This is a genomic window from Flavobacterium tructae (assembly GCF_001853485.1).
Classification (GTDB): Bacteria; Bacteroidota; Bacteroidia; order Flavobacteriales; family Flavobacteriaceae; genus Flavobacterium; species Flavobacterium tructae.
Window position 1 is genome coordinate 398564 of record NZ_MIKE01000024.1, and the last position, 15578, is coordinate 414141.

A 15578-nucleotide genomic window follows, 5' to 3' on the forward strand; every position below is an offset into this window, starting at 1 on the left:
AAAAACTTAATACTGATTTGTAGCCAATAAAACTAAAGTACAGGCCACTTCTGCCTTAATATTGTTTAATTCTAACAATTGATAAAATTCCGGATTCTCCGCTCCTGGATTAAAAACAACTCTTTTAGGCTGCGCTTCTATAATATAATTGTAATATTCGCGCTGACGGGCAGGATTTAAATACAACGTAACAGTATCAATATTTTTTACCGGAATTGTTTTTGTATGAATCTTCACGCCGGCAACTTCGCCTCTGTTCTGACCGATTGCCAATACAGTATGTCCTTTTTCAACCAGCATATTTATAGCTTTAAAAGCGTAACGTTCCGGTTTTGTAGTAGCACCAAGAACAAGGGTTTTCTTATTTCTCATTATTTTTAAATATACTGCAAAAGTAATCAAAAAGAATGAGCTTATTTTAGGTTATCTTTTTAGAATTAAAAGCAATAAAAAAAACAATATCCTTACATGATCTTAGCCCGAAGTTTTAAAAAATGTCTATTTTTACGGCACTAACCTAAACTCTATGGATTTATTCATTTATTTATTTGCTGCACTGTTTTCAGTATTAAACCCTATCGGCACCGTACCTATTTTTGTTGGACTCACACAACACGATTCTCAAAAAGAACGTTCCCGAATTTCACTTTGGACCGCTATTAATGTCGGAATCATTTTATTGGTCTCCTATTTTATCGGTCAATATGTTTTGACTTTTTTCGGAATAAGCATTGATGCTTTAAGAATTGCGGGCGGAATCGTAATTGTAAATTCCGGTTTTTCTTTACTTTCGGGAAAATTCAATAAAAAACGAGGAATCAATAAAAAAATCGAAACAGACGCACAACAAAGAAACGACATCGCTTTAACACCTCTTGCAATACCAATGCTTGCAGGACCAGGATCAATGTCTTTATTAATTGCTTTTTATCAGGAACACCACGGAATAAACGAAATTATAATTTCATGTTCAGCTATCCTGGCAATTGCATTTACAATTTTTGCAATCCTTAAAAGTGCTCATTATTTAGCGCGCATACTTGGGGCTTCAGGAATTGTAGCTATTTCCAGAATTGTCGGTTTTATTGTAATTTCTATTGGAATTCAATATATCGTTAGCTCCATCATAAATATTATTAAAGGAAACTTGATGTAAACACTATCAACATACATCTAATAAAAAAGGGGATAAAACATACATTTTATCCCCTTTTTTATACTTAAACGTTCTATTTAACTTCTTGGCAAAAACACTTCAGCCATCATACAACGGGCACTTCCACCCCCGCAAGCTTCAATAGTATCCAAGCTGGAACTTAAAATTTCCGCATGATTTTCTAATTGTGCAATTTGTTTCGGAGTCAGACTCTGATGTGCCGATGCACTCATTACAATATATCTCTTATCATTTGTACCTCTAACTTCCAGCATATTTCCGGCAAAATTATTCACCTGTGCTTCGGTAATTAGAATAACTTCCTTTTTATCCGCTTTTAGATTTTCAAGAACCATTTTACGTTCTTTTTTATCATCGATACTATCTGCACAGATAACAGCGAATGTTTCTCCCAAACACATCATTACATTCGTATGATAAATCAATTTACGTTCTCCGTCTACTGTTTGAAAAGCTTCAAAAATAACCGGAGCATAATCAAAATCTTCACAAAATTCAATAAACAACTCTTCATCTGCACGAGGAGACAAAGCACAATACGCTTTTGCATTTGCTCTATCCAAAAGCAAACTTCCGGTTCCTTCTAAAAAGTAACCATCTTCTTCTGCCGATGTATAGTCAACTATATTTGAGATTTCAAAGCCTTTCTCTTCAAGCACATCTAAAATATCTTCGCGGCGCTCCTGACGACGATTCTCCGCAAACATCGGATATAGCGCCACATCTCCATTTTCATGAAATGAAATCCAGTTATTTGGAAAAATACTATCCGGGGTATCGGTTTCTAAAGTATCTTCAATAACGGTGACATCAACTCCAACCGCTCTGAGTTTTTCAACAAAAGCATCGAACTCCTGTTGTGCTTTTGCATTTACCGTACTTGGTAAAAGTCCGTCTAATACTTTTTGGTAATAATTATTTACTGCCGTTTGCTCATTCATTCTGAAAGCTACTGGCCGAATCATTACGATTGCATTTGTAGTTTGTTTCATTTTATATGTTTTTTTTCATTTCAAGTTTCAGGTTTCATGTTAGCGGAACGTGACACCTGAAACTTGAAACTTTTTTAGTCTCTTATTAATGGTAAAGTGGAACATCTCAACAATCCCTCCTGCTTTGCAATTTCTGCGTATGGAATTTCTTCTACAATAAAACCATTAGCACGCAGCCAATTGTTCAGACGGGTAAAATTCTTTTCGGAAACTACTACATTATCGTCGATAGAAAATACGTTTGAAAACATATTATACATTTCATCTCTTTCGATATGAAACAAATTTTCTTTTCCAAAAAGGTTCACTAAATACAAATAATCTGCTTCTTCACGGAAACCTCTCTTGTAAATAATTCCTTTATCTTTTCCAACCGGCTGAAAACAGCAATCAAGGTGTAAGGCATTATCGCGAGCTTCTAATTTAGATTTCACCAAATCAAATTCTTTGACAATTTTATTAGGAAACATTTTCCTTAAATATTCAACACCATGCATATTAGTTCTTGCCGTAATGTAATCTTTGTAATCACTTCCTTTATAAGTTCCAATAAACACATGATCATTCCACAACATCACATCTCCACCTTCAATATGAACTTCCTCCGGTGGGCGAATTACTTTTAACGGATCCATCTGGTCGATTACGTATTGAATTGCATCCAACTCACGCTCTCTGTCTGGCAGAATATTAGATTTCACGAAAGTATCATCTATCACAAATCCTATATCACGGGCAAAAATCTGATTGTAACTCTCAATCATTTCCGGACGATATACTTTTACATCATATTTTTGAAAAACGGCATTAAAAGCATCCATTTCGACAATCATATCTTTTTCGATTGGATAAGTCCCGGCTTTAATATGTTCCAATGATTTAGGATCATAAGCTTCCTCTAAAGACGGAGTTGGCCCATTATGAACTGCAGAACCCAAAACTACTGCCCGCAGTCTTGACGTTTCGTTCTTTATATTTAATTGCAACATAACTATATTGTATTTTGGGCAAAGATAAAAAAAGCTTCACAGGTTAAGTGAAGCTTTAATTTTTTTTTATTTGTTTGACTTAAAGTCTCTCAATGGATGTCCAGTATAAACTTGTCTTGGACGGCCAATTGGCTCTTTGTTCTCACGCATTTCTTTCCATTGCGCAATCCAGCCTGGTAGTCTTCCAATAGCAAACATTACAGTAAACATATCTGTTGGTATTCCTAATGCTCTGTAGATAATTCCAGAGTAGAAATCAACATTAGGATATAAATTTCTTGATTTGAAGTATTCGTCTTCAAGAGCTGCTGACTCTAATTTTTTAGCGATTTCTAAAATAGGATCTTCTACACCTAATGTATCTAATACTTCTTTAGCCGCTTTTTTGATGATTTTCGCTCTAGGATCGAAGCTTTTGTAAACTCTATGACCAAATCCCATTAAACGGAATGGATCATTTTTGTCTTTAGCTTTTGCTAAGAATTTATCCGTATCTCCACCATCTTTGTTGATTTCCTCCAACATTTCAAGTACCGCCTGATTTGCACCACCATGTAAAGGTCCCCAAAGCGCAGAAACACCTGCAGAAATAGAAGCAAATAAACCAGCATGAGAAGAACCTACCATTCTTACTGTTGAAGTAGAACAATTTTGTTCGTGATCAGCATGAAGAATAAATAATTTGTCTAATGCATCAATCACAATTGGATTTGCAGAGTATGGTCCTGTAGGCAGTTTAAACATTAACTGCATAAAATTCTCTACATAACCAGTTGTATTGTCGTAATAATTCAACGGGTACCCCATAGATTTTCTATAAGTCCATGTTGCAATTACAAGAAATTTACCCATTGTTTTACAAATGGCCTCGTACATCTCTTTTTCATTTTCAACATTTACTGCTTTTGGGTTGAATGCCGTTAAAGCACTAGTCAAAGCAGACAAAACGCCCATTGGGTGAGCCGTTTTTGGAAAACCGTCAATGATATTTTTCATTTCTTCGTTTACCAAAGTATGCTTTTTAATACCATTTTCAAATTGCTCTAATTCCTTAGCAGTCGGCAATTCTCCAAAAATTAAAAGGTAAGATACTTCTAAGAAACTTGCTTTTTCAGCCAAATCTTCAATTGAATATCCTCTGTAACGTAAAATCCCTAATTCTCCATCTAAGAAGGTGATTTCACTCTTACAAGAACCAGAGTTTTTGTATCCCGGGTCTAAAGTAATAATACCTGTTAAATCACGTAATTTGTTAATATCGATAGCTGATTCATTTTCACTCCCCGTGATTACCGGAAGTTCAATTTTTTGACCATCTACTTCTAATGTAGCTATTTTTGACATAATATATCGGAAATAAATCTTATAAAATAATAATTTATCAAATCTAATGAATTTAAGACTAATTAAAAAAAGAATCCTGCTATGAATTTGTTAAAACTCCAAAAAAAAACCATCTGCCGCAGCAGATGGTTTAAATTGAATATATATAACTCTTACAATTATTTAATTTTAAAAGCATTTAAGCCAGGAAAATAAGCTGTACTTCCTAATTCTTCCTCGATTCTTAACAATTGATTGTATTTTGCCATACGATCAGAACGTGAAGCTGAACCTGTTTTAATCTGTCCACAGTTTAAAGCAACTGCTAGGTCAGCAATTGTATTATCTTCTGTTTCTCCTGAACGGTGAGACATTACTGAAGTATATCCTGCATTTTTAGCCATGTTCACAGCAGCAATAGTTTCTGTCAAAGTACCGATTTGGTTTACTTTTACTAAAATTGAATTAGCGATCCCTTTTTCAATTCCTGTAGACAAACGAGCTACGTTAGTTACGAACAAATCGTCACCTACTAACTGAACTTTATCTCCAATTTTATCCGTTAAGTATTTCCATCCATTCCAGTCATCTTCATACATACCGTCTTCGATAGAGATAATTGGATATTTAGCAGCCAATTCAGCTAAATAATCAGCTTGCTCTTCTGAAGTTCTGATTTTTCCGGTTTCTCCTTCAAATTTGGTGTAATCGTATTTTCCGTTTACATAAAACTCAGAAGCAGCACAGTCAAGTGCAATCATAATTTCGTCACCGAAAGAATATCCAGCCTTTTCAACTGCCAATTTGATAGTATCCAAAGCATCTTCAGTACCTCCGGCCAAGTTTGGCGCAAAACCTCCTTCATCACCTACAGCTGTACTTAAACCTCTATCGTGTAATACTTTTTTTAAGCTATGGAAGATTTCAGTTCCCATTTGCATAGCATGTGTAAAAGAAGTCGCTTTTACAGGGAAAATCATAAACTCCTGAAATGCGATAGGTGCATCAGAGTGAGAACCTCCGTTGATGATGTTCATCATTGGTACTGGCAACGTGTTAGCAGAAACTCCACCAACATATCTGTATAATGGTAACCCTAATTCATTAGCAGCAGCTTTTGCAGCAGCCAACGAAACTCCTAAAATAGCATTAGCTCCTAATTTAGATTTGTTTGGAGTACCATCCAAGTCAATCATTAACTGGTCGATTGTATTTTGTTCGAAAACAGAAGTACCAACTAATTCTTCAGCAATAACAGTATTTACATTGTTCACTGCATTTAAAACTCCTTTTCCAAGATAAGCTTTACCTCCGTCACGTAATTCAACAGCTTCATGCTCTCCTGTTGATGCTCCAGATGGAACAGCTGCTCTACCTAAAACACCATTTTCAGTTACTACATCAACTTCAATAGTAGGATTACCTCTGGAATCAAGAATTTGTCTAGCGTGAACTTTAATTATAATACTCATTATTTTTATTTTTTTATTAATAAATTATATTTTTTTTTCGAAATTATAAAAATATTTAATAGTAAAAACGTATTCTAACCAATAAACGTCTTTATTTATTAACTACATCGTTTTAGCAGCAGCTTCTTTTATATTCTCAACAAACTGATCGAACAAATAAGATGAATCATGTGGTCCCGGACTTGCTTCAGGGTGGTATTGTACTGAAAAACAATTCTTATTCTTCATACGCATACCTGCAACCGTTTCATCATTTAAATGCAAATGTGTAATCTCCAATTCAGGATGATTATCCAACTGCTCTTTGTTTACAGCAAATCCATGATTTTGAGAAGTTATTTCACCTTTACCTGTAATCAAATTTTTCACAGGGTGGTTAATTCCACGATGACCATTAAACATCTTATACGTTTGAACACCATTTGCCAAAGCAATTACCTGATGTCCTAAACAAATCCCAAATAACGGCTTATCATTTGCTAAAATTTCTTTTGCCACTTCGATAGCTCCAAAAAGCGGATCCGGATCTCCGGGACCATTAGACAAAAAGTATCCATCCGGATTAAATTCTGCCAAATCTTTATACGTTGAGTTATATGGATAAACTTTAATATAACAATCTCTTTTAGCTAAATTTCTTAAGATATTCTTTTTTATCCCAAGATCTAAAGCAGATATTCTGTAGGTAGCATTTTCATCACCAAAAAAATAAGGCTCAGTAGTTGAAACTTTTGATGCCAACTCCAAACCTTCCATGTTAGGCACATTCGCCAATTCTTTTTTCAAATCTTCAATCGAAGTACCATCTGTACAAATAACAGCATTCATAGCCCCATTGTCACGAATATAACTTACAAGAGCTCTGGTATCAACATCAGAAATACAGATTAAGTTTTGTTTCGTAAAATAATCTTCCAGACTTCCGGAAGCATCTTCTCTGGAATAATTAAAGCTAAAATTTTTACAAACCAAACCGGCAATTTTGATGCTTTCTGATTCAACTTCAGAATCATTAACACCGTAATTTCCTATATGAGTATTAGTCGCAACCATTATTTGACCAAAATAAGAAGGGTCTGTAAAAATCTCCTGGTATCCGGTCATTCCCGTATTAAAACAAACCTCACCAAAAGTCTTACCGCTAATTCCGATAGATTTTCCGTGAAAAATAGTCCCATCACTAAGTAATAAAATGGCGCTTTGTCGTGTTGTGTATTTCATTCTTTAATTTGTATTGTTTTTTAATTGTTTCATGAAATCCCCGATAGGTTTTTCAATTGTAATTAGATATTTTGCAAATTTACTTCTTTAAAAGAGTGCCTCCAAGATTTTTTAAAACTTTCCTCTCTAAAAATAAAACCAATAAAGTCAGATCAGTTAAATTTTAATTTCACTCCAAAAAAATCAAAAAAAAAGGATAAACTAAAAATTAGTTTATCCTTGATTTCTATAGAATCATTACTTTCATAATTATTCAGAAGCTTCAGTAGTCGTTTCTGATTCAGCTGCTGGAGCTTCAGGAGTACCTTCAGCTTTTTTAGCTTTACCACCACGACGGCTTTTTGCTTTTTTAACTTCTTTTTTACCTCCATTGTAAAGTTCGTTGAAATCTACAAGTTCGATCATTGCCATATCAGCATTATCTCCTAAACGATTTCCAACTTTAATGATACGAGTGTATCCTCCTGGACGGTCACCAACTTTAGCAGCTACGTCTCTGAACAAGTCTGTTACCGCATATTTGCTACGTAAGTAAGCAAAAACAATACGACGGTTGTGAGTCGTATCTTCTTTCGATTTTGTAATTAAAGGCTCAACGAATTGTTTAAGCGCTTTAGCTTTAGCAACAGTAGTGTTAATACGTTTGTGCTCGATAAGAGAACAAGCCATATTAGCCAACATAGCTTTTCTATGTCCAGTCTGTCTGCTTAAGTGATTGAATTTTTTTCCGTGTCTCATTGCTATTTTAAATTTAACCCGCCGTAGCGGATTGAATTATTCTTTATCTAATTTGTATTTAGCTAAATCCATTCCGAAAGTTAAATTCTTCACTGCAACAAGTTCATCAAGTTCAGTTAAAGATTTTTTACCAAAATTACGGAATTTCATTAGGTCATTTTTATTGAACGATACTAAATCACCAAGTGTATCAACTTCAGCCGCTTTCAAGCAATTTAATGCTCTCACAGATAAATCCATATCAACAAGCTTAGTTTTAAGCAATTGTCTCATATGCAATGACTCTTCATCATACGATTCTGTTTGTGCAATTTCGTCAGCCTCGAGTGTAATTCTTTCGTCAGAGAACAACATGAAGTGGTGAATTAAAACTTTAGCAGCTTCAGTAAGAGCATCTTTAGGATTAATCGAACCATCAGTTTTAATTTCAAAAACTAACTTTTCATAATCTGTTTTTTGCTCAACACGGAAGTTTTCAATTGCATATTTTACATTTTTTACCGGAGTAAAAATAGAATCTGTAAAAATAGTTCCAATTGCAGCATTCTGTTTTTTGTTCTCCTCAGCAGGAACATATCCTCTACCTTTTTCGATTGTTAAATCGAAGTTCAATTTGATTTTAGAATCTAAATTACAGATAACAAGGTCTGGATTCAAAACCTGGAAACCTGAAATAAATTTTTGAAAATCACCTGCTGTCAATTGATCTTTACCGGAAACAGAAATTGTAACTGCTTCATTATCGATATCTTCAATTTGACGTTTGAAACGCACTTGCTTTAGATTAAGGATAATTTCGGTAACATCTTCAACAACACCTGAAATAGTAGAAAACTCATGATCTACACCTTCGATACGAACAGATGTAATTGCATAACCTTCTAATGCTGAAAGCAAAACTCTTCTAAGTGCATTACCAACTGTCAATCCGTAACCAGGTTCTAAAGGTCTAAATTCAAATTTACCTTCAAAATCGGTTGAATCGATCATGATAACTTTATCGGGCTTTTGAAAATTAAATATTGCCATAAATTTCGACTAAGTCAATTATTATTTGTTGTACAACTCTACGATTAATTGTTCTTTAATGTTTTCTGGAATTTGTAGTCTTGCAGGCACAGAAACGAAAGTTCCTTCTTTAAGATCATTGTTCCAAGTAATCCATTCATAAACATGACTTGAATTTGACAAAGAACGTTCGATAGCTTCTAAAGATTTAGATTTTTCACGAACTGCTACTTTATCACCAGGCTTAAGGTGGTAAGAAGGAATATTTACAACTTCACCATTAACAGTAATGTGTCTGTGAGATACGATTTGACGCGCACCTCTTCTAGATGGAGCAATTCCCATTCTAAAAACAACATTATCTAATCTTGCTTCACATAATTGTAATAAAACTTCACCAGTTACTCCTTTAGTTGCTGATGCTTTTTCGAATAAATTTCTGAATTGTTTTTCTAAAATTCCGTAAGAATATTTAGCTTTTTGCTTTTCCATTAACTGAACAGCGTACTCAGATTTTTTTCCTCTTTTTTTAGCCATCCCGTGTTGTCCAGGTGGGTAATTTCTTTTTTCGAATGATTTATCATCTCCGAAGATTGCTTCGCCAAATTTACGAGCGATTTTGGTTTTAGGACCAGTATATCTTGCCATTTTAAAAAAAATTTAAGGTAGAGATTATGAATTCAGGTCTAATCCTTCGATAATCTATGCTCTACCTTGTTTATACTATGAATAAATAAAATTAAACTCTACGTCTTTTTGGAGGACGACATCCGTTGTGAGGCATTGGAGTAACATCGATAATCTCAGTAACTTCAATTCCACCGTTATGAATAGAACGGATAGCAGACTCACGTCCGTTTCCTGGTCCTTTTACATAAACTTTCACTTTTTTAAGTCCTGCCTCAAGAGCTACTTTACTACAATCTTCTGCTGCCATTTGAGCTGCATACGGAGTGTTCTTTTTAGAACCTCTGAAACCCATTTTACCAGCTGAAGACCAAGAAATAACTTCACCTTTCTTATTAGTCAAAGAAATGATAATGTTGTTGAAAGTGGCAGAAATATGAGCTTCACCCGTTGATTCAACGATAACTTTACGTTTTTTTGCAGTTGCTTTAGCCATATTACTTATTATTTAGTTGCTTTTTTCTTGTTAGCAACAGTTTTTCTTTTACCTTTTCTTGTTCTAGAGTTATTTTTAGTTCTTTGCCCTCTTAACGGAAGACCAGATCTATGACGGATACCTCTGTAACAACCAATATCCATTAAACGTTTGATGTTTAAAGAAACTTCAGAACGTAATTCTCCTTCAATTTTGTAAAATGAAACTGCATCACGAATTGCTCCGATCTCGTCATCATTCCAATCTTGAACTTTTTTATCTTGGCTTACTTGAGCTTTTTCTAAAATCTCAATAGCTCTACTTTTTCCTAATCCAAAGATGTAGGTAAGTGCGATAACACCTCTCTTATTTTTTGGGATATCTACCCCTGCTATTCTTGCCATAATTATCCTTGTCTTTGTTTAAATCTAGGATTCTTTTTGTTTATTACGTACAATCTCCCTTTTCTACGCACGATAATGCACTCGGCACTTCTCTTTTTTACTGATGCTCTAACTTTCATAGTGAATATCCTTTAATATCGATAAGTAATTCTTGCTTTTGACAAATCGTAAGGACTCATTTCCAATTTCACTTTATCACCAGGTAATAACTTGATGTAATGCATACGCATTTTACCGGAAATATGAGCAATTACAATATGTCCATTTTCTAACTCTACACGGAACATCGCATTTGATAATGCTTCGATGATTGATCCGTCTTGTTCTATTGCTGATTGTTTTGCCATAAATATATTAAGCTACCGCTTTTCTATTTTTACCAGTCTTCATTAAACCATCATAATGTTTGTTTAACAAGTATGAATTGATTTGTTGAATAGTATCTATTGCAACTCCAACCATAATTATTAATGAGGTACCTCCAAAAAACATTGCCCAAGATTGTTGTACATCCATAATACTTACAACAATAGCTGGGAACACAGCAATCAAAGCAAGGAATAAAGATCCTGGGAAAGTTATTAAAGACATCACTTTATCAAGGAAGTCTGAAGTTTCAGCTCCCGGACGAACTCCAGGAATAAAACCACCACTTCTTTTTAAATCATCGGCCATTTTGTTAGTAGGAACAGTGATTGCAGTATAAAAGAATGTAAATACAATAATTAAAGTTGCAAATACAAAATTGTACCAAAATCCGAACATATTACTAAACGCACCAACAATAGATTGTGATGTGTCTGATTTAGACAATCCAGCTACAGCTGCAGGAATAAACATAATTGCCTGAGCAAAGATGATTGGCATAACTCCTGAAGCATTAAGCTTAAGAGGAATCCATTGTCTGTTACCACCAGCTAAATCCTGCTCGTAATCTCCAGTTGTCGTACGACGAGCGTACTGAACCGGGATTCTGCGTACTGCCATTGTAAGCAATACACAAGAAATGATCACTAATAACCACACGATAATCTCAATAACTAACAACATTGGACCTCCATTGTTATTGGTAACTCTGGTTGTGAATTCTTGTATAAAAGCTTGCGGTAAGCGTGCTAAAATACCAACCATAATCAATAATGAAATTCCATTTCCAATACCTTTATCTGTAATTTTTTCTCCAAGCCACATAGCAAAAATTGTACCTGTAACTAAGATAATAACTGACGAGAACAAAAATTCAGGTGAATTAAAGCCTAGTAAGAATGCACTACCAGGCAATGTTCTGTACAAATTATAGATATAAGTTGGACCTTGAACCAGTGTAATAGCTATAGTCAACCAACGAGTGATTTGATTAATCTTTTTTCTACCACTCTCTCCATCGTTTTGAAGTTTTTGCAAATAAGGAATCGCAATTCCCATTAACTGAACAACAATAGATGCAGAAATATAAGGCATAATACCTAAAGCAAAAACTGAAGCTTTAGAGAAAGCACCTCCTGTAAACATGTCCAGGATAGATCCTAAACCATTTTTAGTTTGTCCCGCTAAACCTGTTAACTGAGTTGCGTCAATTCCAGGAAGCGTAACGTGTGCACCAAAACGATATACTAAAAGCAATCCTAATGTAATTAAGATTCTATTTTTCAGTTCTTCGATTTTCCAAACATTACTTATTGATTCAATAAATTTCTTCATCTTAATAGATAAGTTATATAGTTACAGCTTCTCCACCAGCAGCTTCGATAGCAGCTTTTGCAGTAGCGGTAAATTTGTGGGCAGTTACTTTTAATTTTGCTTTCAACTCTCCTCTACCTAAAATCTTAACGATTTCATTTTTGGTAGCTAGACGATTTGCTACGAAATCTGTCATAGAAACAGAATCAGTAATCACACCATTGTCTACTAATAATTGAAGCGTATCTAAATTAACACCTTCGTATTCTTTACGATTGATGTTTGTGAAACCAAACTTAGGCACACGTCTTTGAAGTGGCATTTGTCCTCCTTCAAAACCAATCTTTTTAGAATAACCAGAACGAGATTTTGCTCCTTTGTGACCTCTTGCAGAAGTACCACCTTTTCCAGAACCTTCTCCTCTACCTAATCTTTTATTTTGATTGTGTGTTGACCCTTCAGCTGGTTGTAAGTTACTTAAATTCATAACAGTATTTGTTATTTAGCTTCTTCTACAGAAACTAAGTGTTTAACTTTGTTTATCATCCCAAGGATTGCAGGATTTGAATCATGCTCTACAACTTGTCCCATTTTACGTAGACCTAAAGCTTCCAAACCTCTTTTTTGAGAAAGAGGGCAGTTGATTTTGCTTCTTACTTGTTTTACTAATAATTTAGCCATAATTTCCTTGAATTAACCTTTAAAAACTTTTTCTAAAGAAACACCTCTTTGTTTTGCAACAGTATGAGCGCTTCTCATTTGTAATAAAGCATCAAAAGTTGCTTTTACCACGTTATGAGGATTTGATGATCCTTGAGATTTAGATAATACATCGTGAATACCTACTGATTCAAGAACTGAACGAACAGCTCCACCAGCAATAACTCCTGTACCATGAGAAGCAGGAATTAAGAATACACGTGCACCACCAAATTTACCTTTTTGTTCGTGAGGAACAGATTGTCCGTTCAAAGGAATTTTTACTAAATTTTTCTTAGCATCTTCTACTGCTTTCGCAATTGCTTCAGAAACATCTTTAGATTTTCCTAATCCATGACCAACTACTCCGTTTTCATCACCTACAACTACAATAGCAGAAAAACCGAAAGCTCTACCACCTTTTGTAACCTTAGTAACACGATTAACACTTACCAGACGATCTTTAAGTTCAAGACCACTTGGTTTTACCAATTCTACATTTTTGTATTTAGACATAATATATTAGAATTTAAGTCCAGCCGCTCTTGCGCCTTCTGCTAATGATTTAATACGACCGTGGTATAAATATCCACCTCTGTCAAAAGTGATGGTATCAATCCCGGCTTTTAACGCTTTCTCTGCAACTAGCTTTCCAACAGCAGCAGCTACTTCAACGTTAGTACCTTTTCCTATTTCTTTTTCTCTTGAAGATGCAGCTAATAAAGTAACTCCATTTACATCATCAATAAGTTGAGCGTAAATTTCTTTGTTACTTCTAAATACAGATAGTCTTGGGTTAGCAGCAGTACCACTAATCGATTTTCTAATTCTGAATCTAATTCTCTGTCTTCTATCAGATTTTGTTAATGACATAATCTTATTTTTTAAGCTGATTTACCTGCTTTTCTTCTTAATACTTCACCCACAAATTTAACACCTTTTCCTTTGTATGGCTCAGGCTTACGGAAACCTCTGATTTTCGCAGCAACCTGACCTAAAAGTTGTTTATCAAATGATGTTAATTTTACGATAGGGTTCTTTCCTTTTTCAGATATTGTTTCTAAACTTACTTCTGGAGCAATTTCTAAAACAATATTGTGAGAATATCCAAGAGCTAAATCTAACTTTTGACCTTGGTTTGAAGCTCTATAACCAACTCCAACTAATTCAAGTTCTTTTGTAAAACCTTCAGATACACCAACAATCATATTACTGATTAAAGATCTGTACAATCCGTGTTTTGCTCTTTGGTCTTTATGATCAGACGATCTTTCAACTTGTACTTGATCGCCTTCAACTTTTACAGTTACGTCCGAAAACTCCTGAGATAGTTGACCTTTTTTTCCTTTTACTGTAATGATACCGTCCTTAACTTCTACAGTTACGTCAGCAGGGATTACAATTGGGCTTTTACCTATTCTTGACATCTTATTTAGTCTTTAAAATTAGTATACGTAACAAATTACTTCACCACCTACATTTAATTGTTTCGCTTGTTTTCCAGTCATAAGACCTTTTGAAGTTGAAACAATAGCAATTCCTAATCCGTTAAGGATTCTTGGTAATTTGGCAGCACCTGCGTATTTACGTAAACCAGGTTTACTAATTCTTTGGATATCTTTAATTACAGGCTCTTTAGTATCTTTATCATACTTCAAAGCGATCTTGATTGAACCCTGAACAGAGTTGTCTTCAAATTTGTAACTCAAGATATAACCTTGATCAAATAAGATCTTAGTTATTTCTTTTTTTAGATTAGAAGCTGGAATTTCAACAACTTTGTGGTTTGCAGCCACAGCGTTACGAACTCTAGTCAAATAATCTGCAATAGGATCTGTATACATATGTATTTGATTGCGATTATGGTTTTCGGGAGACACCCGTCTCCCGAACCTTTAATCAATTAAAATTATTTTTCGGTTTGCAAAAGTAATAACTTATTGCGAGATTACCAAGAAGCCTTTTTTACTCCAGGGATTAATCCATTATTTGCCATCTCACGGAAAGTTACACGTGAAATACCAAATTGACGAATATAACCTCTTGGTCTACCTGTTAATTTACAACGGTTGTGTAAACGAACTGGTGAAGCATTTTTAGGTAATCTTTGTAAGCCTTCATAATCTCCAGCTTCTAATAAAGCTTTTCTTTTTTCAGCGTACTTAGCTACCGTTTTCTCTCTTTTCACCTCACGGGCTTTCATTGATTCTTTAGCCATGTCTTAATTCTTTTTAAAAGGTAAACCTAATTCAGCCAATAACGACTTTGCTTCTTTGTCTGTTTTTGCAGTAGTAACAAAAGTAATATCCATTCCTGAAATTTTGTTTACTTTGTCAATATCAATTTCAGGGAAAATGATTTGCTCTAAAACTCCAAGATTGTAATTACCTCTTCCGTCGAAACCAGTAGCTTTGATACCACTAAAATCTCTAACGCGTGGTAAAGCAGAAGTAATAAGTCTATCTAAAAACTCATACATTCTCTCTCCACGTAAAGTAACTTTTGCTCCAATAGGCATCCCTTTTCTCAATTTGAATGACGCAACGTCTTTCTTTGAAATTGTAGATACTGCTTTTTGTCCAGTGATCTTTGTTAACTCATCAACTGCATAGTCAATAAGTTTTTTATCAGATACAGCTGCACCAACTCCACGGCTCAAAACGATTTTTTCAAGTTTAGGAACTTGCATTACGTTTGTATATCCGAATTCTTCTTTAAGAGCAGAGATTACTCTACTCTTATATTCTTCTTTTAGTCTAGGTGTATATGCCAT

General features: G+C 34.5%; 23 protein-coding genes. 1 reads left to right on the forward strand and 22 read right to left on the reverse strand.

Annotated elements, in window-relative coordinates:
- Positions 1 to 6 precede the first annotated feature (6 nt).
- A complete protein-coding gene (locus BHE19_RS15445) occupies positions 7 to 372 on the reverse strand; it encodes a CoA-binding protein (RefSeq protein WP_070907885.1) in 366 nt (121 codons plus the stop codon).
- Positions 373 to 526: 154 nt separating this feature from the next.
- Between BHE19_RS15445 and BHE19_RS15450 the strand changes: the two genes are divergently transcribed.
- Positions 527 to 1156, forward strand: coding sequence for a MarC family protein (locus BHE19_RS15450; RefSeq protein ID WP_017495001.1), 630 nt, complete (start codon positions 527 to 529; stop codon positions 1154 to 1156).
- A gap of 77 nt (positions 1157 to 1233) precedes the next feature.
- Here the strand turns inward: BHE19_RS15450 and ctlX are convergent, their stop codons facing one another.
- The 21 genes from ctlX to rplE form a co-directional block, all read right to left on the reverse strand.
- A complete protein-coding gene (ctlX, locus tag BHE19_RS15455; protein ID WP_070907886.1) occupies positions 1234 to 2169 on the reverse strand; it encodes a citrulline utilization hydrolase CtlX in 936 nt (311 codons plus the stop codon).
- A 74-nt stretch (positions 2170 to 2243) separates the two neighbouring features.
- On the reverse strand, positions 2244 to 3158 hold the full coding sequence (locus BHE19_RS15460; RefSeq protein WP_070907887.1) for a dimethylarginine dimethylaminohydrolase family protein: 915 nt from the start codon (positions 3156 to 3158) through the stop codon (positions 2244 to 2246).
- A 66-nt stretch (positions 3159 to 3224) separates the two neighbouring features.
- On the reverse strand, positions 3225 to 4502 hold the full coding sequence (locus BHE19_RS15465) for a citrate synthase (RefSeq protein ID WP_017495004.1): 1278 nt from the start codon (positions 4500 to 4502) through the stop codon (positions 3225 to 3227).
- A 158-nt stretch (positions 4503 to 4660) separates the two neighbouring features.
- Positions 4661 to 5953 (reverse strand): phosphopyruvate hydratase, encoded by a 1293-nt coding sequence (eno, locus tag BHE19_RS15470; RefSeq protein ID WP_017495005.1) that lies wholly within the window; start codon positions 5951 to 5953, stop codon positions 4661 to 4663.
- Between the two features lie 102 nt (positions 5954 to 6055).
- On the reverse strand, positions 6056 to 7174 hold the full coding sequence (gene carA / locus BHE19_RS15475; protein WP_070907888.1) for a glutamine-hydrolyzing carbamoyl-phosphate synthase small subunit: 1119 nt from the start codon (positions 7172 to 7174) through the stop codon (positions 6056 to 6058).
- Positions 7175 to 7423: 249 nt separating this feature from the next.
- Positions 7424 to 7912: a 50S ribosomal protein L17 gene (rplQ, locus tag BHE19_RS15480; RefSeq protein WP_017495007.1), complete on the reverse strand. Its 489-nt coding sequence runs from the start codon at positions 7910 to 7912 to the stop codon at positions 7424 to 7426.
- 36 nt (positions 7913 to 7948) lie between these two features.
- Positions 7949 to 8941, reverse strand: coding sequence for a DNA-directed RNA polymerase subunit alpha (locus tag BHE19_RS15485; protein WP_026109818.1), 993 nt, complete (start codon positions 8939 to 8941; stop codon positions 7949 to 7951).
- Positions 8942 to 8962: 21 nt separating this feature from the next.
- Entirely contained in the window at positions 8963 to 9568 is a 606-nt protein-coding gene (gene rpsD, locus BHE19_RS15490) for a 30S ribosomal protein S4 (protein WP_008464326.1), read from the reverse strand.
- A gap of 91 nt (positions 9569 to 9659) precedes the next feature.
- Positions 9660 to 10043, reverse strand: coding sequence for a 30S ribosomal protein S11 (gene rpsK, locus BHE19_RS15495; RefSeq protein ID WP_007803677.1), 384 nt, complete (start codon positions 10041 to 10043; stop codon positions 9660 to 9662).
- Positions 10044 to 10051: 8 nt separating this feature from the next.
- Positions 10052 to 10426, reverse strand: a complete 375-nt coding sequence (rpsM, locus tag BHE19_RS15500) for a 30S ribosomal protein S13 (protein ID WP_012022478.1) — start codon at positions 10424 to 10426, stop codon at positions 10052 to 10054.
- A 2-nt stretch (positions 10427 to 10428) separates the two neighbouring features.
- Positions 10429 to 10545: a type B 50S ribosomal protein L36 gene (gene ykgO / locus BHE19_RS22340; protein ID WP_002987490.1), complete on the reverse strand. Its 117-nt coding sequence runs from the start codon at positions 10543 to 10545 to the stop codon at positions 10429 to 10431.
- Positions 10546 to 10557: 12 nt separating this feature from the next.
- The gene (infA, locus tag BHE19_RS15505; RefSeq protein WP_007136545.1) at positions 10558 to 10773 is read right to left on the reverse strand and encodes a translation initiation factor IF-1; all 216 of its coding nucleotides are present in this window, start codon (positions 10771 to 10773) and stop codon (positions 10558 to 10560) included.
- 7 nt (positions 10774 to 10780) lie between these two features.
- The gene (secY, locus tag BHE19_RS15510) at positions 10781 to 12127 is read right to left on the reverse strand and encodes a preprotein translocase subunit SecY (RefSeq protein WP_017495008.1); all 1347 of its coding nucleotides are present in this window, start codon (positions 12125 to 12127) and stop codon (positions 10781 to 10783) included.
- A 13-nt stretch (positions 12128 to 12140) separates the two neighbouring features.
- The gene (gene rplO, locus BHE19_RS15515; protein WP_017495009.1) at positions 12141 to 12593 is read right to left on the reverse strand and encodes a 50S ribosomal protein L15; all 453 of its coding nucleotides are present in this window, start codon (positions 12591 to 12593) and stop codon (positions 12141 to 12143) included.
- A gap of 11 nt (positions 12594 to 12604) precedes the next feature.
- Positions 12605 to 12787, reverse strand: a complete 183-nt coding sequence (gene rpmD / locus BHE19_RS15520; RefSeq protein ID WP_017495010.1) for a 50S ribosomal protein L30 — start codon at positions 12785 to 12787, stop codon at positions 12605 to 12607.
- Between the two features lie 12 nt (positions 12788 to 12799).
- Positions 12800 to 13324, reverse strand: coding sequence for a 30S ribosomal protein S5 (rpsE, locus tag BHE19_RS15525; protein WP_085950926.1), 525 nt, complete (start codon positions 13322 to 13324; stop codon positions 12800 to 12802).
- Positions 13325 to 13327: 3 nt separating this feature from the next.
- A complete protein-coding gene (gene rplR / locus BHE19_RS15530) occupies positions 13328 to 13678 on the reverse strand; it encodes a 50S ribosomal protein L18 (protein ID WP_017495012.1) in 351 nt (116 codons plus the stop codon).
- 11 nt (positions 13679 to 13689) lie between these two features.
- Positions 13690 to 14232: a 50S ribosomal protein L6 gene (gene rplF, locus BHE19_RS15535; protein WP_017495013.1), complete on the reverse strand. Its 543-nt coding sequence runs from the start codon at positions 14230 to 14232 to the stop codon at positions 13690 to 13692.
- A gap of 18 nt (positions 14233 to 14250) precedes the next feature.
- Complete coding sequence (gene rpsH / locus BHE19_RS15540; RefSeq protein WP_017495014.1) at positions 14251 to 14649, reverse strand: 30S ribosomal protein S8; 399 nt, start codon at positions 14647 to 14649, stop codon at positions 14251 to 14253.
- Positions 14650 to 14753: 104 nt separating this feature from the next.
- A complete protein-coding gene (gene rpsN, locus BHE19_RS15545; protein WP_008464305.1) occupies positions 14754 to 15023 on the reverse strand; it encodes a 30S ribosomal protein S14 in 270 nt (89 codons plus the stop codon).
- Between the two features lie 3 nt (positions 15024 to 15026).
- On the reverse strand, positions 15027 to 15578 hold the full coding sequence (gene rplE / locus BHE19_RS15550) for a 50S ribosomal protein L5 (protein ID WP_017495015.1): 552 nt from the start codon (positions 15576 to 15578) through the stop codon (positions 15027 to 15029).